The sequence below is a fragment of the Kitasatospora sp. NPDC054795 genome (genome assembly GCF_053611565.1).
On sequence record NZ_JBSHAP010000044.1, the window covers coordinates 43,198 to 62,667 of the forward strand.

Here is a 19,470-nt window from a genome sequence, read left to right on the forward strand (position 1 = left end):
GCGCCGGGCCGGCCCCGTACGGTGTCGGGGCGGGGCCGGGCGGCAGGGCCCTAGACGGTGACCGACTCCCGGGCCGGGGCCTGCTCGGGGGCGGGGGTCTCCAGCTTGCTGCCCTCGACGTCCACGTCGGGTATCAGGCGGTCGAGCCAGCGCGGCAGCCACCAGGCGCGGCGGCCGAGCAGGGCGAGGACGGCCGGGACGACGGTCATCCGGACGATGAAGGCGTCGAAGGCGACGGCGGCGGCGAGGCCCAGACCCATCATCTTGATCATCGACTCGCTCATCCCGATGAAGCCGGCGAAGACGGCGATCATGATGAACGCGGCGGCGGTGACCACCCGGGCGTTGTGCCGGAAGCCGGTGACGATCGCCTCGCCGGGCTCCTCACCGTGGACGTAGCCCTCGCGGATGCGGGTGACCAGGAACACCTCGTAGTCCATGGCGAGGCCGAAGACCACACCGATCATGAAGATCGGCATCATGCTCATCACCGGGCCGGTCTGTTCCACGCCGATCAGATCGGCCAGCCAGCCCCACTGGAAGACCGCGACCACGGCGCCGAGCGCGGCGACCACCGACAGCAGGAAGCCGAGGGCCGCCTTCAGCGGCACGAGGATCGAGCGGAAGACCACCATCAGCAGGACGACGGCGAGGCCGACGACCACGGCGAGGTAGGGCAGCAGCGCGTCGGACATCTTCTGCGAGACGTCGATGTTCATCGCCGTGGTGCCGCTGACCAGGACCGTCGCCCCGGTGGCCGTCTTCAGGCCGGCCGCGTCGTGGCGGATGGCGTGCACGATGTCCTTGGTCTCGGCCTCGCTCGGACCGGTCGCAGGGACGGCGTTGAGCAGCGCCGTGTCGCCCGCCTGGTTGAACATCGGCGGCGTCACCGCGACGACCCCCGGCAGCCCGGAGACCTTCTTGGCGACCTCGTTCGCGGCGGCCTTCGGGTCGGCGACGCCCTTGACGTCCACCATGACCGTCAGCGGGCCGTTGAAGCCGGGGCCGAAGCCCTCGGAGAGCAGGTCGTACGCGCGTCGCTGGGTGGTGGAGGTGGGCTTCGACTCGTCACCCGGCAGGCCGAGCCGCAGGTCGAGCGCGGGGGCGGCGAGGACGCCGAGGCCGATCACACCGCCGAGCAGCACCGCGAGCGGGCGGCGCAGGATGAAGCGGGCCCAGCGGGCTCCGCCGTTCTCCTTCGCGGCCGGGGCCGCCCCGCCGCGGGCCTTGCGGGCCTTGCGCGGCAGCACCTTGCGGCCGAGGAAGCCGAGCAGGGCGGGCACCAGGGTGAGGGCGACCAGCACGGCGATGACGACCGTCCCGGCGGCGGCCATGCCCATCTTGGCCAGGATCGGGATGCCGACCACGGAGAGGCCGGCGAGCGCGATCACCACGGTGAGGCCCGCGAAGACCACCGCGGACCCGGCGGTGCCGACCGCCCGGCCCGCCGCCTCCTGGGGCGCGCGGCCCTCGGCGAGCTCGGCGCGGTAGCGGGAGACGATGAACACCGCGTAGTCGATGCCGACCGCGAGGCCGAGCATCATGGCGAGGGTGCCGGTGGTGGTGGAGAGCCCGAGCGTGCTGCCGAGCGCGGTGATCAGCGCCATGCCGAGGCCCACGCCGACGACCGCGGTGAGCAGCGGCAGGCCGGCCGCGACCAGCGAGCCGAAGGTGATCACCAGCACGACGGCGGACAGCGCCATGCCGATCGCCTCGCTGCTGCCCCCCGCGTCGGCCTTGGCCATCAGCGCGGTGCCGCCGATCTCGACCTTGAGCCCGGCGTCCCGGCCGTGCTGGGCGGCCCGCTCCAGGGTGTCGGTGGCGGTTTTGGACACCTCGCCGGCCTTGGCGGAGTAGCTCACCGTCGCGTAGGCGGTGGTGCCGTCCGAGGAGACGGCGCCCGGCATCTTGAACGGGCTCACCGCGCCGGTGACCTGCTCGGAGCCGGCGAGCTCGCCGACCGTCCGCTCGACCGCCTGCTGGTTGGGCCCGGCGGTGATCTTCTGGCCGGAGGGGGCGACGAACACCAGGCGCGCCGAGGCCCCGTCGGCGTGGCCGCCGGGGAAGCGCTCGTTCATCAGGTCGAACGCCTTCTGCGCTTCCGTGCCGGGCATCGCGAAGCCGTCGTCGGGTGCGGCGGGCGCCTTGGCCGCCAGGACTCCGACGGCGGCCAGCACGGCGACCCAGAGGAAGGTCACCAGCCGGCGCCGGACGAAGGTCCATCGGCCCAGGCGGTACAGGAACGTGGCCACGGGAGAGCGGACTCCTTCGGATGCGGTTCTCGGGAACAGGAAGCACCGCGGCCGACCGGACGTCCTGGTGGACGCGGTCCCCCGCAGCATGACCCATCCTTGATCGCCGACCCCTGCTCCGTCGTCGTCCCTGTGCAGGCCGTTTGCGTACTGCGGACGCAGTAGTGCCGTCCCCCGCACGGAGGAGCGCACGCCCTGCGCCGGAAGCAGCCCCCGGACCTGCGACGGCAGCAGATCCGGTCACCCGTGCGGTCGGCGACGGCGGGCCGGGGACCGGTGGGCGAAGTAGCGTGATGTGCCTGACCCGTCCGCTGACGTGCGGTTCGGGAGGATTCGACCCGATCGGTGCTGCTTCGGCAGCCCGCCGCCGGAGGTGCCCATGGGCGTTCCAGCCGCCCGCATCGTGTTCGACGAGAGCGACCGCGCGGCCGTCGCCGAAGCGGTGACCGAGATGCTCACCACCGGCGCGCTGACCCTCGGCCCGTGGACCGAGCGCTTCGAGCAGGCCTTCGCCGCCGAGCACGGCGCCTCGCACGCCGTCGCGGTGAGCAGCGGCACGGCGGCGCTGGAGGTGATCCTGCGCAGCGTCGGCGTCCGGGGCCGCGACGTGGTCGTCCCCGCCGTCACGTTCTACGCGACCGCCGGGGCGGTGGTGCACGCGGGCGGGCGGCCGGTCTTCGCCGACGTCGATCCGGCCACCCTCGCGCTCTCCCCCGAGACCCTGGAGGCGGCGCTCACCCCGGACACCGCCGCCGTCGTCCTGGTGCACATCGGCGGGCTGGTCGGCCCGCAGGTCGGCGCCCTGCGGGCGCTGTGCGACCGGCGCGGCGTCCCGCTGGTCGAGGACGCCGCCCACGCCCACGGCAGCAGCTTCAACGGGCGCGCCGCCGGCACCTTCGGCCTGGCCGGGGCCTTCTCCTTCTACCCGACCAAGGTCACCACCAGCGGCGAGGGCGGGATGATCCTCACCGAGTCGCCCGAGCTGCGCGACGGGGCCCGGATCTACCGCGACCAGGGCAAGGGCTCCTTCACCACCAACCACCACGTGAAGCCCGGCTACTCCTGGCGGATGAGCGAGCCGCACGCCGCGATCGGCGCGGTGCACCTGCGCCGGCTGAAGGAGTTCATCGAGACCCGCAGGGCCGTCGCCCGCCGCTACGACATGGCGCTCGCCGGGCTGGACGGGCTCGACCCGGTGCCCGAACCTCCCGGCTGCCGCGGCAACTACTACAAGTACGTGGCGCTGCTGCCGGCCGGGGTCGACCGCGCCGGGTTCAAGCGGGCGGTGGCCGAGGAGCACGCGGTGCGGCTGTCCGGCGAGGTCTACGACCTGCCGCTGCACCTCCAGCCGGTGTTCGCCCCCTACCGGCGCGGGCCGCTGCCGGTGGCCGAGGACGTCTGCGCCCGGCAGGTCTGCCTGCCGGTGCACTCCGACATGACCGAGGACGAGACGGAGCAGGTGGTCGACGCCGTCTCCGCGGTGTACCGGCGACTGGCCGGGTAGCCGGAGCGAAGGGAGCAAGATCGTGCGGATAGCCGTCACCGGGGGCTGCGGGTTCATCGGCTCACACGTCGTGGACCACCTGATCGCGGCCGGCCACGACGTCCTCGCGGTGGACACCACCGACAAGTACCTCAACCCGGACGCCGAGCACGCGCGGCTCGACGTCCTCGACCTCAAGGCCCTCACCGCGGCGCTGGCCGGCAGCGAGGTGGTCTACCACCTGGCCGCCATGGCCGACGTCGAGCAGGTCAGCGCCGACCCGGTCCGCGCGGTGCGGACCAACATCGACGGCACCGAGGCCGTCCTGGAGGCCGCCCGGCGCAGCGGCCTGAGCCGCACGGTGCTGGCAAGCACCGTCTGGGTCTACGGCGCCGCCCTCACCGACGAGCAACTCGACAGCAGCGAGCAGGAGTTGGACGAGCACGTACCGATCGAGCTGGAGCACAGCGGCCATCTGTACGTGGCCACCAAGCTAGCCGCCGAAATGCTGGTGCACAGCTACCGCGAGCTCTACGGGCAGCACTTCACCATCCTGCGCTACGGCATCCCGTACGGCCCCCGGATGCGGGACGAGCTGGTCGTCGCCCGGTTCGTCCAGGCCGCGCTGGCCGGCCGGCCGATCACCATCGCCGGGGACGGCCGGCAGAGCCGCAACTTCGTCTACGTCGAGGACCTCGCCGACGCCCACGTCCGGGCCCTGTCCCCCGCCGCCGAGGACCAGACCTTCGCGCTGGAGGGCTCGACGGCCGTCTCGGTGCGGGACATCGCCGACACGGTGGACGGCCTGCTGGGACCCGTCACCATCGAGCACATCGACGGGCGGAAGGCCGACTACGCGGGGCGGCGGATCTCCTCGGCGCAGGCCAAGCGGCTGCTGGGCTGGTCGCCGAGCACCAACTTCACCGACGGCGTGCGGCGGTACGCGGACTGGTACCGGGCCACCGTCGGCACCGCCGCCGGCACCTGACGGGGCCGCCCGATGCCGCACGCCCTGCTGGTCTCCGGCTCGCTCGGACAGGGCCACGACGTGATGGCCCAGGCCTGCGCCGACACCCTGCGGGAACGCGGCTGGACCACCCGCACCGTCGACGCCATGGCCCTGCTCGGGCCGCGCTCGGGCGCGGCCGGGGAGGCGGTGTTCCGCCGGCTGCTCGACCTGCCCGGGGTGTACGACGCCTTCCACTTCTCGGCGCTGCGGCCCGGCGCCCGGATCGCCCTGCTCGCCGACGCGGCGGCCCGCGGCCGGCTGGTCCCGGCGCTGCGGGAGCTGATCGAGGCGCAGCGGCCGCAACTGGTGGTCTCGGTGTTCGCCACCGCGACCTCGGCCGTCAACCGGCTGCTGCGGCAGGCGCCGGAGCGGGAGTTCCGGCACTTCGTGTTCTGCACCGACGTGACGCCGCACCGGCTCTGGGTGCAGGAGGGGACGGACCTGTTCCTGGTCACCTCCGAGGTCGCCGCGTGCGCGGTCCGGCGGTACCGGCCGGATGCCGACATCGCCGTCGTGCCGGCGCCGTTGCGCCGGCCGTTCTACCGGCCGCCGCGACGGGCCGGGGCGCGGGCGGAGCTGGGCGTGCCGGCGGGCGCCGCGTGCGTCCTGCTGATGTCCGGCTCCTGGGGGCTCGGTCCGCTCGCCCGCACCGCCGCCTCGCTGGCCGCCGCCGGGCCGCACGTCCTCGCGGTGGCCGGGCGCAACCGGGAACTGGAGCGCCGGCTGCGGGCCGCCGCGCGCCGGGAGCCCCGGCTGCACCCCTTCGGCTACACCGACCGCGTCCCCGCGCTGATGGCCGCCGCCGACCTGGTGGTCACCAGCTCGGGCGACACCTGCAGCGAGGCCCGGGCGCTGGGCCGGCGGCTGCTGCTCCTCGACGTGGTGCAGGGGCACGGGCGCGACAACCTCCAGCACGAGCTGGAACTCGGCCACGCCGACGTCGCCACCGCCCACCCGGCCGAGGTGGTCCGCAACGCCCTGGCCGCGCTCCGCCGCCCCGAGCCCGAGCCGTCCGCCGGCGCCACACCGGAGGCGTGGCAGGCGGGGTTCGGGGCGGCGCTGCGGCGGATGGGGCTGGGGTAGCCGCCGGGGCGGGAACGGGGGTCGGCCGGCGCGTCGGTCACACCGGGCGGTTCCGGCCGGCGGGCGGCGGCACCCGGTGGTCGCGGAGGGGGCCGAGGGTGAGGCGGCGGGTGCGGCAGTGCGCGGCGATCAGGGGGAGGGCGGCGAGGGTGGCGCGCCAGGAGCCGGGGGCGGAGGTGCAGTCGGAGTCGTGCAGCAGGAGGGTGGCACCGCCGGTGAGGCCCGGGCGGGCGGTCGCGTAGACGGACGCGCCGGTGGCCTCGGCCGTCCAGTCGCGACCCCAGGCGGTCCACAGCACGCTGCGCAGGCCGAGGCGGCGGGCGGCCAGGGCCGGGCCTGCGGTCAGGACGCCGTACGGCGGGCGGTACCAGAGCGGACGGGCGCCGCAGAGTCCGGTCACCGCCTCGGCGGCGCGGCGCAGTTCGCGCAGGTCGCGGACGGGGGCCGGGTACCACTGCCGCCGGTGGTGCCAGCCGTGGACGGCCACCTCGTGGCCGCGCAGCACCAGCTCCCGGCCGAGCGCGGGGGCCCGCTCCAGCATCGCGCCGAGCAGGAAGAAGGTGGCGCGCGCACCGAGTTCGTCCAGCGCGTCGAGGACGTACGGGGTGCTGCGCGGATCGGGACCGTCGTCGAAGGTCAGGGCGACGTGGCCGGGCGCGGTGCCGTGGCCGGCGGTGCGGCGTGCCAGGGTGCGGCGCAGCGGCGACAGCCGGACGGCGGCCGGGGCGAGGTGCAGGAACTCGGCCCCGGCGGCGACGGCGAGGGCCCCGGCGGTGAGCGCCCCCGGGCGCCGGGCGGCGGCGCTCACCCGAAGCGGGAGGCCATCCGGCGGAACACGCCCGGGGCCACCCCGTGGACGCGGGCCGGGAAGCCGAGCCAGTGCGGGACGTAGAGCCGGTCGCGCTCGGTGGTGATGGTCGCGACCACGACGTCCGCGACCCGCTCCGCCGGGACCGGGCGCGGGCGCTCGCGCTGGTACGGCGTGCCGCGCCGGTCGAAGAACGGCGTGTCCACGGCCCCCGGGAGCACCAGGCGCACCCCCACCCCGGTGCCGCGCAGCTCGTACCAGAGGCTCTCCGCGAACATCGTCAGCCCGCCCTTGGTGGCGGCGTACCCCGACTCGTCCCGCACGCCGACCTGGCCGGCCATCGAGCCGAGCAGCACGATCCGGCCGCGGCGGCGTTCCAGCATGCCGGGCAGCAGCAGGCGGACCAGGCGCAGCGGGGCGGCGAGATTGACCTCGATCATCCGGTCCAGGGTGTCGGAGGGCGTCTGCGCGTACGGGCCGCGCCAGCCAAGGCCGGCGCTCGCGATCAGGGCGTCCACCCGGCCGGCCGCGGCCAGGGCGGCCTCCGCGAGGCGGGCCGGGCCGTCCGGCTTGCTCAGGTCCTCGGGCAGGGCGCGGCCGCCGGTGCGGTCGGCGAGTTCGTCGAGGCGGGCGCGGTCGGTGCCGGAGAGCAGGGTGTGCCAGCCGGCGTCGGCCAGCCGGGTGGCGGTGGCGCGGCCGATCCCGGAGGAGGCGCCGGTGATCAGCGCGACCGGGCGGTCGGCCGGGGCGGTCCGGCCCTCCGGGGCCTCCGGGTCCGAGGGGTCCGTGCGGGCCTTCGGGCCTGACCGCCGGGGTCGGAAGTGGGACTCCTCCGCCATCGGGCACCGTCCGCTCTGTGGCCGTGTCGCCGTCCGATTTGTCCGGCAAGTCACCTTCGCATGGCGGAGCCGTCCGGGCTACCGGGGCGGGGCGGCGGGCTCCGCCTCGGTGCCCCGGTGCGGAGCCACCAGTTCGGCGGACTCGCCCTCCAGCTCACCGAAGCGGGAGAGCACGAAGGTGCCGCCCACCGCGACCACGAAGCCGGTCAGCGCGCACCACTCGAAGCCGGGCCGGGCTGCGTCCCCGAGCACCGTCACGCCGATCAGCGCCGGACCGAAGGTCTCGGTCACCGTCCCGGCGGCGGTCGCGGCCGTCACCGTCCCGCGCTGCAGCGCCAGGGCGTAGGCGAGGTAGCCGCCGAGGCCACCGACGGCGAGGGCGTAGGCGGCGGGATCGGTGAGGACCGCGACCGGGCCGGAGACGTCCAGGACCCGCACGGCCAGGCTGGTCACGCCGAAGCCGACCCCGGCCAGCAGGCCCAGGCCGGCCGCGGCCGCGTTGCCCTCCCGGCGCACCAGGAGAACGGTGGCGAGCACCATGGCGGCGGTGGTGGCGAGCAGCGCCCAGTGGAAGGCGGTCGCGGCGTGGTCGCGGCCCTCCTGTCCGGAGCCGAGCGCCAGCAGGGTCAGGCCGAGGACCACCGCGAGGATGCCCGCGAGATCGCCCCGGCGCAGCCGGGCGCCCAGCAGCCGGACCGCCGCCAGGGCGGTGACGGCCAGGCTGGCGTTGGTGACGGCCTGGACAAGGAAGAGCGGGAGGGTGCGCAGGGCGACGATGCTCAGCACGAAACCGACGATGTCCAGCAGCGTGCCGAGGACGAACTGCCAGGACCGCACCAGCGCGGCCAGCAGGCCCGCCCGCACCCGGTCGGCGCGCGGGGCCGACCGCGCGCCGCGCGCCTGGAAGACCGCCCCGAAGCCGAAGCAGACGGTCGCGGCCAACGCGGTGGTGAGTCCCAGCAGCATGCCTCTCCCTGCCTCGCGGGGCAGCATTCGGTCCCCCACCAGTCTGTGCCCGGGGGAACGGGGGCGCACGGGTGGGACGAAGGAAGCGAGCGGCAGCACCGGGAGGACTCCACGGACCTGATGGCCCGCACCGACGGACGCGGGCCACCAGGGGCCGGGCCGGGCGCAGGAGCGTCATTCGTCCGGTGGTTCACGGCCGGACGGCCACCGCGGCGTACAGCGAGACCTCCTCGGCGGCCCCGGGCGTCTCGTCCGGCGCGGGCCGCCACTGCGCGATGGGGACGAGCCCCGGGTCGAGGAGCGTCCAGCCGTCGAAGAAGCGGACGATCTCCGACCAGGTGCGGGCCTGGGCGGCGGTACCGGCGGCCTCGTAGATCCGGGTCAGCCGGGCGATGTCCTCGGGCGCGAACTCGGGGCTGACGTGGGTCAGCACCAGGGCGCTGCCGGGGACGAGGGCGGATTTGAGGCACTCGACCAGCTCGTACGCGCCGTGGGTGTCGGGGACGAAGTGGAGCAGGGCGTTGAGGGAGAGCGCGACCGGGCGGGACAGGTCGAGGGCCTCCCGCAGGCCCGGGGCGGCGAGCAGTCCGAGCGGGTCGGTGACGTCCGCCTCGACGTACGCGGTGCGGCCCTCGGGGGTGCCGGTGAGCAGGGCCTGGGCATGCGAGAGCACGATCGGATCGTTGTCGGCGTAGACCACGCGGGCGTTCGGCCGGATGCTCTGGGCGACCTCGTGCAGGTTGGGCGAGGTGGGGATGCCGGTGCCGATGTCGATGAACTGGTCGAAGCCGGCCTCGGCGAGCGCCCGGGTCGAGCGCTGCATGAAGGCGCGGTTGACCCGGGCGGCAGCGCGCAGCCACGGCGCGACGGCGAGCGCCTGCCCGGCGGCCTCGCGGTCGGCGGCGAAGTTGGTGAAGCCGCCGAGGAAGTAGTCGTACATCCGGGCCGAGTGCGGCACGTTCAGCCGCAGGTCCACCCCGTCGTAGAGACCCATCGCGCTCTCCCCCGGTTCTGCTCCCGACCGATCATTCCCGACCGATGCCCCTGACCACGATAGGCGGGACCGGTCGCGTTCAGAACAGCTTCGGAGCATTCCAACCAACCGACGGCGCCCATGAGATGACCATCTGTATTCGGATTGCATCCTGGAGTGACGGGCCTGATGGAATGAGGATGGGCACCGACAGCCCGACCCTCGGGTGGCCGGGTGAGCAGCCGACGGCCACGGAAAGCAGGCTCGATGACGATCGACAGGGGTGCCCCGGCGCGCAGGTTCCGGGGCGGAACGGCCGTGGCGCATATTCACGGAGCGGAGACGGCGCCGGCGGCCGGCTCCGACCGCGCTCCCCGGTCCGACCCCGAACTCCGCCTGGGCCTCGCCTACGCCGCCTTCTGCGAGACGCACGAACCCGCCTGGCACGCGCTCGCGTTGACCCGGATAGGCAATCGGTCCGACGCGGAGCTGGTCGTCGGGGCGGTGAAGTCCGACCTGGCCCGCTGCTGGCCGCAGGTCCTGCGGTTCGAGGAACCGGCCGCCTACGCCTGGCGGTTGGCCAACCGGCACGTCTCGGACTGGGTGGCCGCCGAGGAGCCGGTGGACGTGGAGGCGGTCACCTTCGCGGCGGTGATCGGGGCCTTCAAGCAGGTGGCGAAGGGGCTGCTGCACAGCGAGGCCGACGAGGTGCGGCTGTACGCGGCGATCCTCGAACTGCCGGACCGGCAAAGGGACGTGGTGATCCTGCGGTACCTGCTCGGCCTGCACGTCAAGGTGATCGCGGCGTACCTGGGGCGGCCGGTGGCGACGGTGCACTCCAACCTCCGGCACGCCCGGGAACGGCTGGCCCGCCGGCTCGGGGTGGGCGAACTCCCGGACGACGAGGGCGAGCTGTGACGGGGAGACCGGAGGAGAGCGCCCCAGCCGGCGCGGAACCGGCGAACGGCGGCCGGACGGTTTTCCGCGTTCCCCGGCCCGAACGCGCCCACGCGGAGCGGATCGCTGCGCTGCGCCGGGCCAGGCTCACCGCCGCGCCCGCCCACCTGCCGTCGGAGCACGAGCAGGCGGCGTTCGAACTCGGCCTGGTGGTGGCCCTGGTGCTGGGTACTCCGGACGCCTCGCGCGGACTCGACCTGCTGGTGAACGCGCGCCGGATCGAGCCGGAGGGGGCCGAGGTGTTCGGCGCACTGCTGTACGCCACCGGCAAGGAGGAGGGCGCCGAGTTCTGGTGGCGCTTCGCGGCGGGCTCGGGCAGCGGGACGGCCGCCTACTGCCTGCACCTGCACCACCTGATGCTCGGCGAGACGGACGACGCCGACTACTGGCGGGCCTGGTCGGACCAGCTGGCGACGGTCGAACGACCGCCCGGGCCGCGGGTGTTGCGGATGAACCGGCCGCTGCTGCCGGACGACGTACGGCGGGACATCCTGTCGCGGGTGCACCGGGGGCTCGCCCCGCAGCTGCCGCCGGCGCTGGTCGCGGTGATCGACCGGCTGCCGGTGCAGGACGGGGACGAGGAGGAGGTGCCGAGCCCGTGGGGGCTCACCTCGGGGGCGACCTCCGGCTGCTCCTGGACGGACCTTCCGTTGGGAGCCGGGGACGATCACGGCGCCCCGTGGGAGTGAGTGTCCCGCGGGCTGCCGTGATCATCCGTTCAGGTGAGCGCCGACAGCCGGGCGACGACGGCCTGGTCGCGCCCGCTCCCGGTCTCGGTCCGCTCCCCCGCCGGCGTGGTGTGCCGGACGACGTACCGGTGCGGTGCCATCGCGGTGTCGCGTCCGGCCAGGGCGGCGACCACGGCGCGGTGGGCCTCGGCGGGGCCGAACGAGGGGTCGATGGCGGCCACCTCGGCCACCAGCCTTCCCGCGCTCACCGAGAGCCGGTGGTCCCCGAGCGCGGCGTGCAGGAGTTCGCGGACGGCCGCGAGATCGATCCAGGAGTCGTCGACCAGCCTCCATTCACCGCCCCGGCCGGCCCCCGGCGGACCGAGCGCCGCGGGCAGGTCGGCCAGCAGCACCGGGCCCTCGGCGGCGGCCGCGAGCACGGCCGGCAGCGCCCGGGCGAAGCTCTCGGCCTCCTCGGGGTCGAGCACCTGGGGACAGGCGATCAGGGCGAAGTCCAGGCTACCGGTGATCCGCAGGACGGTGAGCATCAGCCGGACCGGCAGCGGCGGGGCGGGCAGCACGGTGAGTTCGGGATCGGCGACCGGGGACGGCTGGACGGCGGCGACGGAGGCCGGGACAGTGAGGCTCAGATCGTTGACGACCACCTGGCGGGCGAACCGGGCGCCGCGCACATGGGCCGCGTCGTCCACCAGCCGCCAGACCTTCTCGGCGTCCAGGGTGCTGTGCCAGTAGGCGCTCAGCGAGGCCGACTTGGCGCGGCCGATCAGCTGGTCGAGGTCGGCCGCGCCGGCGTCGAGCAGGATCAGGGCGTCCTGCGCGAGGGTGCCGACGTGGTCGATCAGGGCGGCGCGCTGACGGTTGGCGGACAGCGCCGAGAACACCAGCTCGGAGCGGCCCGCGCGGTGGGCGACCAGCGCGGCGAAGGCGGCGAGCAGGACGACCGAGGGGCTGGCACCGGTGCGCCGGCAGACCGCGGCGAGGTCGTCGGCGGCGGTGCGCGAGCGGATCAGCAGGGCGCTGTGGTCGCGGGGCGGGCCGCTGATCCGCGCGTCGGAGAAGACGCCCACCGGACCGGCGGTCAGGATCCGGGCCCAGTGCCGCAGGGCGGCCGCCGACCGGCGGCGGCCCTGGGCGCTCTGCTCCGCCACGGCGATCCCCAGCGGGGTCGGCGCGGTGACCGGCGGCAGCTCCTTCCCAGCGGCGAGGGCGCACCAGTCCTCGATCAGCACCGCGGTGGCGGCGCCGTCGGCGCCCGCGTGGCAGACCACGACGACCAGCCGCAGCAGCCGCTCGCCCGCGGCGATCAGCGTGAACCGGATCCTCGGCGGCAGGTCGAGGCCGACCGGAACGGTGACATCGATCCGGCCCAACTCCTCGGCCATCGCGTTCAGTTCGGCGTCCGAGCGGCAGCCGGCCTCGACCACCGAGACGGCGAACCGGCCCTGCCGGTGCACCACCTGGCGGTCCGGGAATCCGTCCGGACCGGGACCCGCGGGAAAGGAGGTCCGCAACGACTCGTGCCGCTCGACCAGCCGGCGGAGGGCGACCAGCCCGGAGGGGACCGAGATGCCGTCGGGCACCGGCCAGACGGACTCCTTGTTGATCGCCTCGGGAGCACTGGCCCGGATGCAGCGGATCATGTTGTCCTGGCCGCGGGTGAGCGGTCCGGAGCCGCTGCTCTCGGCGGCGTACCGCACGGTGACCCGCCTGGTGGTCGGAATCGTGCCGCACGGTGTCGCGCCGAGCGACGCCGGGTCCTGCGGTGGAGCGCCGAGTAGCGTCGGGTCCTGCGGTGGAGCGTCGTGCGGTGCCACGTCGTACACGCCTTTCGGCTTGCCGGGGAGGGCCGGGGAAGGCTCGGCAGGGGGTGTGACCGGGACGCTACCAGCGCCCTCGCCAGCTGGTCCAGACCAAACCGGACCTGATCGAATGTTTCGTCAATTCCCATGCCAATTATGCGAGTTGACATGTATTGGCGATCCCCCGAGGGTGGCGACGGCAGCCCGGAACGGCTCCGCTACGGGGACGTCGCAGAGCCGGGCCGGGGCGGTGCCGAGCGCGCCCGGGTCGGCCACCAGAACTGGCGACGGACCGGCGACGGGCACGCCGAAGGACTGTACGACGCGCCCGCCGTACGCCTTGACGCAAGCCTCCCGGCGGCACCACAGCGCGGTGAACCGCGCCGCCCGCTCGGCCGGTTCCGCGGGCTCGGCGACGAACCACGCCTCCTCGACCGGGAACCAGCGGGCGGCCATCCGCTCGGCCGTCCGCGGGTCGTGGAGCCGTTCGACGTCGACACCGACCGCCCGCCCCTCGGCGAGGGCCAGCACCGCGACGGCGTCCGAGGCCGACCAGCTGACCCGCAGCGCGCCGTCCCCCGCCGGCTCGGGCTTGCCGTTCGGCCCGTACCGCCAGACCACGTCGGCCGGGTGCACCCCGAGCCGGGCGGCGACCAGCTGCCGGACGGCGCCGCGCACCACGATGAAACGCTCGCGCGCCCCGGGGTCCATCCCGGACGCCCGGGCGCGCTCGCCCCGGTCGAGCAACTGCCACAGCTCCCCGGCCGGAACGGCCGGCCGACGCGTGTCGATCAGCCAGAGGTCGATCGCCGTCACGGCAGGGTCAGCGTGCTCAGCACCCCGAGCCGGCGGTCGAACCCGGCCAGCAGCGCGGGCCGGTCTGCCGCCCGCCACTGCGGGAGGTGTTCGGCCAGCTCCGCCCAGAGTCCGGTGAACGGCTGGGCCGGCGGAGGCTCCGGTGGGCCGAAGCCGGGGCCGAGCAGCAGTGCCGTCTCGGGCCCGAGTTCCCCGGCCGCGGCCCGGACCGACTCGGCCGGGGAGGTCGTGCCCCTGATCTGCCGGACGGCCAGGCCCTCGCCGGGGGCCTCCTCGCAGACCAGCACCACCACCGCGTGCCGCTCCGGCAGCGGTACCGGTCCGGGCGGCTCGTAGTGCAGCGCGGTCTGTTCGGCCAGCACCACCACGGCCCGGCGGCAGCCGCCGGTGCGCTGGTGGCCGGCGGCCAGCCGCAGTGCGGTGAAGGCCGCCGCGCCGCCCTGGTCGCAGACCGCGAAGGCGAGCGGGCCGCCCGGGACGGACCGGCTGAGCGCCAGCGAGGACGGCGCGCCGGGCCGGACGTCCGGGGTGTCGAAGGCCAGGATCAGCAGGTCGGCCGGCTCGTCCTCGGCGAGCGCCTCGCGGAGCACTCCGTCGGCCAGTTCCTCGTAGGAGTGGCCGACGCCCTCGCCCAGCAGGTCCTCGCGCAGCGGCAGGCCGTAGGGGCGGACGAGGTCGGAGACGAAGACCCGCAGGTCCGGGTCGAGCGAGGTCTCCGAGCGGCCGTCGAACCGTCGGGCCAGCGCCCGGGTGATCCGCAGGCCGGTGGGACCGGGGGCCATCCGGTCAGTCCTCGGGGATGACGTGCCCGGCGACGTAGTCGGCCAGCCTGGTGACCGACCGCAGGTCGTCCTCGGTGATCTGCTCGACGTCCACCTGGATGTCGAGCGACTCCTCCAGCTCCAGGATGAGCTCGATGGTGCCGGCCGAGGTGAGGCCGAGGTCGTCGAAGAGGCAGGCGTCCTGCGGGATCTCGGGCAGTTCGCGCTTGAGGACGCGCGGCAGGAGTTCGCCGATGCCGTGCAGGATGCGCTCGCGCAGTTCGGGGTCGGTGGTCTGGACCGCGGCTTCTGACATGGGTGTCCCGTCCCGTCGTACGTGGGATGTGTGCTCCGGGGCTTGCAGGCGCCCCGGGGCTCTGGGTGATGTGGGAATCCGGCGGCACCGTGCGGACGGCGGCCGGCGGAGTCGGCGGCATCGGCGGCCGGCGGACCGTCAGTACCGCATCGCCATCGCGGAGAAGGTCGCTCCGACACCGGCGGCGGCGATCAGGTAGTGGTCGCCGCGGCGGAGCAGCCCCCGCGTGGTGGCGGTGTGGAGATTGATGAGGCTGTCCGAGGCGAAACTGTGCCCGACCGACCGCACGTTGTCCAGCACTACTTTCTCGACCGGATAGCCGATCCGGCGCGCGATCATCCGCCAGGACGCCTGGTTGACGTTGTGCGGCAGGATCGCGGCCAGGTCGGAGAGGTCCAGACCGGCCTGGTCCAGGGCGGCCTCGATCGCCTCCACCATCACGTTCGGGTACTCGCGCTGGTAGCGGGCGAGCAGGTCCGGGTCCTCGGCCAGCCGGCCGTCGAACTCCGGGCGCTGGCGCACCACGAAGGAGAGCATCCGGTGGCGCTCGCCACCGGCGCTGACCAGGCAGGCGGCCGCGCCCTCGGCGAAGATGCCGGTCTCGGGCACCACCTGGGCGTCCCTGGTGAAGGTCTTCTCGCCGGTCAGCACCAGGGCGAGCGCCGCCGGGTCGGGCTCGTCCGCGAGCAGCCTGCCGGCCAGGTCGATGGCCAGCAGGCCCACCGCGCAGGCGTGGTGGGTCACCGTGAAGGCGTTGGCGTGCGCCAGTCCACGGGCGTCGAGCAGGTCGTGCAGCGGGTTGAGCGGATGGGGAACCGCCACCGGCATGCTGCGGGCGTGGATCACGAAGCGGATGTCGTGTTCGCGTCCACGCAGCTCCGGCAGGTTGTCCAGGGCGGCGTCGAGCAGGTCGGGCAGCGTCCCGGTCGGATCCAGACGCAGCTGGTCCAGGCCGTGGAAGCGGCGGAAGAGACGGAGTTGACGTGGGGTCAGGCCGATGAGCTCGCCCACAGCCTCGATGGGAACGGCGTGCGGGGGGAGGTGGACGGCCACTGCCTCCAGTGCGGTCACCCGGGCTAGTATTCCGACGCCCGCCGGGTCGCACAAGTGATCTCGGGCCCCCTCCGTCGCCGCCGCTCCCCGGAAGCCGGTCAACTTCCCCCTGGTGCGGCCGCGTTCACCCCCGTGCCGTCGAGCAGGTGGGAGATCTCTCATGTCGAACCCTGAACCCCCCTACCCCGGAGCCCCGTTGAACCAGAATCTGGTGGCCCTGCTGGTCGAGGTGGCCGGTGCGCCGCCCGGCTGGGCGCGTCACGTCACCCCGGACGCCCGGCTGGACGGCGACCTGCTGCTGGACGAGGACGAACTCGCCGAACTGGCCGATCGGCTGCGCGGACGCTACGGCCCGCAGGCCGACCTGGCCGCGCTGCGCGCCGGGCTCGACCTGGCCGCCCTGGAGGCCCTGACCGTCGCCGACGTCCAGCGACTGCTCCCCGAGGAGGGCGCACGATGACCCGGTTCCTCCTGGTGATGCCGCCGTTGACCGGCCACGTCAACCCGGCCGCCGGCATCGCCGCCGAGTTGACCGCACGCGGCCACCAGGTCGCCTGGACCGGCACCGAATCGGTACTGCGCCCGCTGCTCGGCCCGCAGGCCCGGGTGCTCGGCACCGGTACCCGGGCGTTCCGGGCGCAGGGCGGACACGGGCTGGCCGCGTTGCGCTCGCTCTGGGAGGGCTTCATCGTCCCGTACACCAGGTTCACGCTGAAGCCGCTGGACGCCGTCGTGCGGGAGTGGCGGCCGGATGTGCTGCTGGTCGACCAGCACACTCCGGCGGGCGCGCTGGTCGCGCACCGGCACGGTCTGCCGTGGGCGTCCTTCGCGCCCGGGGCGATGGAACTGGGGCGCCCCTACCGGGCGTTGCCGCAGGTCGAGGCCTGGATGGCCGGGCTGCTGCGGGGGCTGTGGGAACGCGCCGGGCTGCCCACGGAGGAGTACCTGGACCCGCGCTTCTCCCCCGCCCTGGTCCTGGCGACCACCGGTCCGGCCCTGACCGGCTCGACCCCTCCGCCGGAGCAGGCGCTCGTCGGGCCGGTGATCCCGGCGCGGCCGCACGATCCGGACTTCCCGTGGGAGCGGCTGCTGCCCGGCCGGCGCCGGGTGCTGGTCACCATGGGCACCCTGGCCGGCGAGCTGGGCGCGGACTTCCTCGCCCGGTCCGTCCGGGCGCTGGAGCTGTGCGGTGACGAGGTGCAGCCGGTGTTCGCCGCGCCGAGCGAGCTGCTGCCCGAACTCCCCTCCCGGGCCGTCGCGGTGGGGCGGGCGCCGGTGCTGGAGCTGATGGCGCGCGGCGAGCTGGACGCGGTGCTCTGCCACGGCGGGATGAACACCGTGGGCGAGGCCCTGGCGCACGGACTGCCGCTGGTCACCGCACCGATCCGGCACGACCAGCCGATCGTGGCCGGCCAGGTGGCGGCGGCGGGCGCGGGGCTGCGGGTACCGTTCGCGCGCGTCACCTCGGTGCGGCTGGCGGACGCGCTGCGGACCGTCCTCGACTCCACGGCCCACCGGGAGCGGGCGGTTCAGGTCGGGAGCCGGCTGCTCGCCGGGGGTGGTGCGGTGGCCGCGGCGGACCGGCTGGAGGCGCTCGGCTGAGCAGGCCCGGACCGGGCTCGTCCCACCCCGGACCGGCCCCGTCCCAACCCCGGAACCGCCCCGCCCTGCCCGGACCCGCCGCCCCTTAGCAGACCGGCGGAGGGTACGTCCATTGGTCTAGGCCATTGTTTCCGGGGCGGGGTTCGCCCTAGGGTGTCGCAGCGGCACCGCCCTCCGCAGGTGCCGGGCCCCGCCTTTCCAGGTGCCGTGGCAGCCCATCCCCGCACGGGAGTTCCGGTTGATCGAGACCGCGGGACTGCGCAAGTCCTACCGCAAGAAGACCTCCCGCCGCAGCGGCGAGAACCCCACCGTCGACGCCGTCCGCGGCATCGACCTGTCGGTCGCCGCCGGCGAGATCTACGGCTTCCTCGGCCCCAACGGCGCGGGGAAGACCACCACCCTGCGCATGCTGGCCACCCTGATCCGCCCGGACGGCGGACGGGCCACCATCGCCGGGGCCGACCTGTTCACCGACCCCGCCGGGGTCCGCCGCCGGATCGGCTACGTCGCCCAGGGCGGGGGCACCACCGACCACGTCAGCGGCCGCGAGGAGCTGGTGCTCCAGGCCCGGATGTACGGCGCGGCCAAGGCGCAGGCCGTCCAGGCCGCCGCGGACGCGCTCAAGGCCTTCGACCTGGCCGAGTTCGGCGACCGCCCGTGCGCCACCTACTCCGGCGGCCAGCGCCGCCGGGTGGACATCGCGCTCGGGGTGATCCACCAGCCCCGGGTGCTGTTCCTGGACGAGCCCACGGTCGGACTGGACCCGGCCAGCCGGGCGCACGTCTGGGAGGAGATCCGCCGGCTGCGCACCGAGGGCATGACGGTGGTCGTCACCACCCACTACCTGGACGAGGCCGACGCGCTCTGCGACCGGGTCGCCATCGTCGACCACGGCCAGGTCGTGGCCGAGGGCACCCCCGAGGCGCTCAAGCGCGAGATCTCCGGCGACGTCGTCCTGGTCGGGCTGGATGCCGCGGACGCCGCGGAGGCCGCCTTCGAGCGGGCCGCCGAGGTGCTGCGCGCGCAGCCGTACCTGCACCGGCTGGAGCAGAACGGCGACGAGGGGCTGCGGCTGTACCTGGAGGACGGCGCCGCCGCCATTCCCCGGCTGCTGCGCGCCCTGGACGCGGCGGGTGTGACGCCCGGCACCGTGCAGCTCCAACGGCCCAGCCTGGACGACGTGTTCCTGGCCCGCACCGGCCGCTCGCTGCAGCAGTCCTGACCCCGTACCGCCCGGACCCGCACAACCCCCTGGGGAGACCGTGAAGCTCGCCCGCGACACCTGGCTGGTCTTCCAGCGCCAGCTGCTGCTCATGATCCGCACCCCGATCTGGATCGCCGTCGGCATCATCCAGCCCGTGTTCTACCTCCTGCTGTTCGCCCCGCTGCTGAAGAGGGTGCTCGCCCCGGAGGGCGCCGGCAGCTACGCCGACGCCTACCAGGTTTACGTGCCGGGCCTGTTGGCGGTGCTGTGCATCTTCGGCGGGCTGTTCACCGGCTTCAGCCTGCTCGGCGAGCTCAGGGCCGGCATCATCGAGCGCTCCCGGGTGACCCCGGTGAGCCGGCTGGCGCTGCTGCTGGGACGGGCGCTGCGGGAGATGGTGGCGCTGCTGGTGCAGGCCGTCCTGATCACCCTGATCGCGCTGCCGTTCGGGCTGCGGGTGAACCCGCTGAACCTGCTGCTCGCCTACCTGCTGCTGGGCCTGCTGGCGCTGATGACCTCGGCGATCTCCTACGGCATCGCACTGATGGTGCCGACCGACGCGGCGATGTCGCCGGTGGTCAACACCATCGCGCAGCCGATCGCGCTGCTGTCGGGGGTGCTGCTGCCGCTCACCCTGGCGCCCGGGTGGCTGCAGCAGGCGGCCAGGTGGAACCCCTTCTACTGGGCCGTGGAGGGCATGCGCGCGCTGTTCTCCGGGCACGCCGGGGACAGCGTGGTGTGGCAGGGACTGCTGGTGGTCGTCGTGATGACCGTCCTGGCGGTGTACTGGTCGGCCCGGCTGTTCTCCACCCGGGTGCGCTGACCGACGAACGAGGGAGGGGCCCGGCTCACCACGAGCC

19 protein-coding genes are annotated in these 19,470 nt (G+C 74.6%); 9 read left to right on the plus strand and 10 right to left on the minus strand.

Annotated elements, in window-relative coordinates:
- Positions 1-50: 50 nt before the first annotated feature.
- Positions 51-2,252, minus strand: a complete 2,202-nt coding sequence (locus tag ACWGJO_RS17960) for an MMPL family transporter (protein ID WP_452184841.1) — start codon at positions 2,250-2,252, stop codon at positions 51-53.
- A 379-nt stretch (positions 2,253-2,631) separates the two neighbouring features.
- On the opposite strand from ACWGJO_RS17960, the gene ACWGJO_RS17965 reads away from it, so the two are divergent.
- The 3 genes from ACWGJO_RS17965 to ACWGJO_RS17975 are packed head-to-tail and all read left to right on the plus strand — an operon-like array spanning position 2,632 to position 5,827.
- The gene (locus ACWGJO_RS17965) at positions 2,632-3,756 is read left to right on the plus strand and encodes a DegT/DnrJ/EryC1/StrS family aminotransferase (protein WP_452184843.1); all 1,125 of its coding nucleotides are present in this window, start codon (positions 2,632-2,634) and stop codon (positions 3,754-3,756) included.
- A 22-nt stretch (positions 3,757-3,778) separates the two neighbouring features.
- Positions 3,779-4,723 (plus strand): NAD-dependent epimerase/dehydratase family protein, encoded by a 945-nt coding sequence (locus ACWGJO_RS17970; protein ID WP_452184844.1) that lies wholly within the window; start codon positions 3,779-3,781, stop codon positions 4,721-4,723.
- A 12-nt stretch (positions 4,724-4,735) separates the two neighbouring features.
- Positions 4,736-5,827 (plus strand): MGDG synthase family glycosyltransferase, encoded by a 1,092-nt coding sequence (locus ACWGJO_RS17975; RefSeq protein WP_452184846.1) that lies wholly within the window; start codon positions 4,736-4,738, stop codon positions 5,825-5,827.
- Positions 5,828-5,864: 37 nt separating this feature from the next.
- On the opposite strand, the gene ACWGJO_RS17980 is transcribed toward ACWGJO_RS17975, so the two are convergent.
- From ACWGJO_RS17980 to ACWGJO_RS17995, 4 genes are all read right to left on the minus strand, one after another.
- Positions 5,865-6,635 carry a polysaccharide deacetylase family protein gene (locus tag ACWGJO_RS17980; RefSeq protein ID WP_452184848.1) on the minus strand — a complete coding sequence of 257 codons (771 nt, stop codon included), beginning with the start codon at positions 6,633-6,635 and terminating at the stop codon, positions 5,865-5,867.
- A complete protein-coding gene (locus ACWGJO_RS17985) occupies positions 6,632-7,474 on the minus strand; it encodes an SDR family NAD(P)-dependent oxidoreductase (protein ID WP_452184849.1) in 843 nt (280 codons plus the stop codon). The genes ACWGJO_RS17980 and ACWGJO_RS17985 overlap by 4 nt, the downstream gene beginning before the upstream one ends.
- A gap of 78 nt (positions 7,475-7,552) precedes the next feature.
- Positions 7,553-8,440, minus strand: coding sequence for a DMT family transporter (locus ACWGJO_RS17990; RefSeq protein ID WP_452184851.1), 888 nt, complete (start codon positions 8,438-8,440; stop codon positions 7,553-7,555).
- 190 nt (positions 8,441-8,630) lie between these two features.
- The gene (locus ACWGJO_RS17995) at positions 8,631-9,434 is read right to left on the minus strand and encodes an SAM-dependent methyltransferase (protein ID WP_452184853.1); all 804 of its coding nucleotides are present in this window, start codon (positions 9,432-9,434) and stop codon (positions 8,631-8,633) included.
- A gap of 246 nt (positions 9,435-9,680) precedes the next feature.
- Between ACWGJO_RS17995 and ACWGJO_RS18000 the strand changes: the two genes are divergently transcribed.
- Both ACWGJO_RS18000 and ACWGJO_RS18005 read left to right on the plus strand, forming a co-directional pair.
- Entirely contained in the window at positions 9,681-10,331 is a 651-nt protein-coding gene (locus tag ACWGJO_RS18000; protein ID WP_452184855.1) for an RNA polymerase sigma factor, read from the plus strand.
- A complete protein-coding gene (locus ACWGJO_RS18005) occupies positions 10,328-11,059 on the plus strand; it encodes a hypothetical protein (protein WP_452184857.1) in 732 nt (243 codons plus the stop codon). Before ACWGJO_RS18000 ends, ACWGJO_RS18005 begins: the two co-directional genes overlap by 4 nt.
- A 29-nt stretch (positions 11,060-11,088) precedes the next feature.
- Here the strand turns inward: ACWGJO_RS18005 and ACWGJO_RS18010 are convergent, their stop codons facing one another.
- The 5 genes from ACWGJO_RS18010 to ACWGJO_RS18030 all read right to left on the minus strand — a co-directional run bounded on the left by ACWGJO_RS18010 (position 11,089) and on the right by ACWGJO_RS18030 (position 15,822).
- Positions 11,089-12,873: a condensation domain-containing protein gene (locus ACWGJO_RS18010; protein WP_452184859.1), complete on the minus strand. Its 1,785-nt coding sequence runs from the start codon at positions 12,871-12,873 to the stop codon at positions 11,089-11,091.
- A 123-nt stretch (positions 12,874-12,996) separates the two neighbouring features.
- Positions 12,997-13,674: a 4'-phosphopantetheinyl transferase family protein gene (locus tag ACWGJO_RS18015; protein WP_452184861.1), complete on the minus strand. Its 678-nt coding sequence runs from the start codon at positions 13,672-13,674 to the stop codon at positions 12,997-12,999.
- Complete coding sequence (locus ACWGJO_RS18020; protein WP_452184863.1) at positions 13,671-14,456, minus strand: hypothetical protein; 786 nt, start codon at positions 14,454-14,456, stop codon at positions 13,671-13,673. The genes ACWGJO_RS18015 and ACWGJO_RS18020 overlap by 4 nt, the downstream gene beginning before the upstream one ends.
- 4 nt (positions 14,457-14,460) lie before the next feature.
- A complete protein-coding gene (locus tag ACWGJO_RS18025) occupies positions 14,461-14,751 on the minus strand; it encodes a phosphopantetheine-binding protein (protein ID WP_049653836.1) in 291 nt (96 codons plus the stop codon).
- Between the two features lie 138 nt (positions 14,752-14,889).
- Positions 14,890-15,822, minus strand: coding sequence for a 3-oxoacyl-[acyl-carrier-protein] synthase III C-terminal domain-containing protein (locus ACWGJO_RS18030; protein WP_387687525.1), 933 nt, complete (start codon positions 15,820-15,822; stop codon positions 14,890-14,892).
- 178 nt (positions 15,823-16,000) lie between these two features.
- On the opposite strand from ACWGJO_RS18030, the gene ACWGJO_RS18035 reads away from it, so the two are divergent.
- From ACWGJO_RS18035 to ACWGJO_RS18050, 4 genes are all read left to right on the plus strand, one after another.
- Positions 16,001-16,264, plus strand: coding sequence for a hypothetical protein (locus ACWGJO_RS18035; RefSeq protein ID WP_452184865.1), 264 nt, complete (start codon positions 16,001-16,003; stop codon positions 16,262-16,264).
- Positions 16,261-17,406: a glycosyltransferase gene (locus tag ACWGJO_RS18040; protein WP_452184867.1), complete on the plus strand. Its 1,146-nt coding sequence runs from the start codon at positions 16,261-16,263 to the stop codon at positions 17,404-17,406. The genes ACWGJO_RS18035 and ACWGJO_RS18040 overlap by 4 nt, the downstream gene beginning before the upstream one ends.
- 238 nt (positions 17,407-17,644) lie before the next feature.
- Positions 17,645-18,628 (plus strand): ATP-binding cassette domain-containing protein, encoded by a 984-nt coding sequence (locus ACWGJO_RS18045; RefSeq protein ID WP_452184869.1) that lies wholly within the window; start codon positions 17,645-17,647, stop codon positions 18,626-18,628.
- A gap of 40 nt (positions 18,629-18,668) precedes the next feature.
- Positions 18,669-19,433, plus strand: a complete 765-nt coding sequence (locus ACWGJO_RS18050) for an ABC transporter permease (protein ID WP_452184870.1) — start codon at positions 18,669-18,671, stop codon at positions 19,431-19,433.
- The last annotated feature ends 37 nt before the right edge of the window (positions 19,434-19,470 follow it).

Coding starts and splice junctions, on each gene's coding strand:
- ACWGJO_RS17965 (WP_452184843.1), top strand. CDS start 2,632: ATGGGCGTTCCAGCCGCCCGCATCGTGTTCGACGAGAGCGACCGCGCG.
- ACWGJO_RS17975 (WP_452184846.1), top strand. CDS start 4,736: ATGCCGCACGCCCTGCTGGTCTCCGGCTCGCTCGGACAGGGCCACGAC.
- ACWGJO_RS17985 (WP_452184849.1), bottom strand. CDS start 7,474: ATGGCGGAGGAGTCCCACTTCCGACCCCGGCGGTCAGGCCCGAAGGCC.
- ACWGJO_RS17990 (WP_452184851.1), bottom strand. CDS start 8,440: ATGCTGCTGGGACTCACCACCGCGTTGGCCGCGACCGTCTGCTTCGGC.
- ACWGJO_RS17995 (WP_452184853.1), bottom strand. CDS start 9,434: ATGGGTCTCTACGACGGGGTGGACCTGCGGCTGAACGTGCCGCACTCG.
- ACWGJO_RS18000 (WP_452184855.1), top strand. CDS start 9,681: ATGACGATCGACAGGGGTGCCCCGGCGCGCAGGTTCCGGGGCGGAACG.
- ACWGJO_RS18020 (WP_452184863.1), bottom strand. CDS start 14,456: ATGGCCCCCGGTCCCACCGGCCTGCGGATCACCCGGGCGCTGGCCCGA.
- ACWGJO_RS18025 (WP_049653836.1), bottom strand. CDS start 14,751: ATGTCAGAAGCCGCGGTCCAGACCACCGACCCCGAACTGCGCGAGCGC.
- ACWGJO_RS18040 (WP_452184867.1), top strand. CDS start 16,261: ATGACCCGGTTCCTCCTGGTGATGCCGCCGTTGACCGGCCACGTCAAC.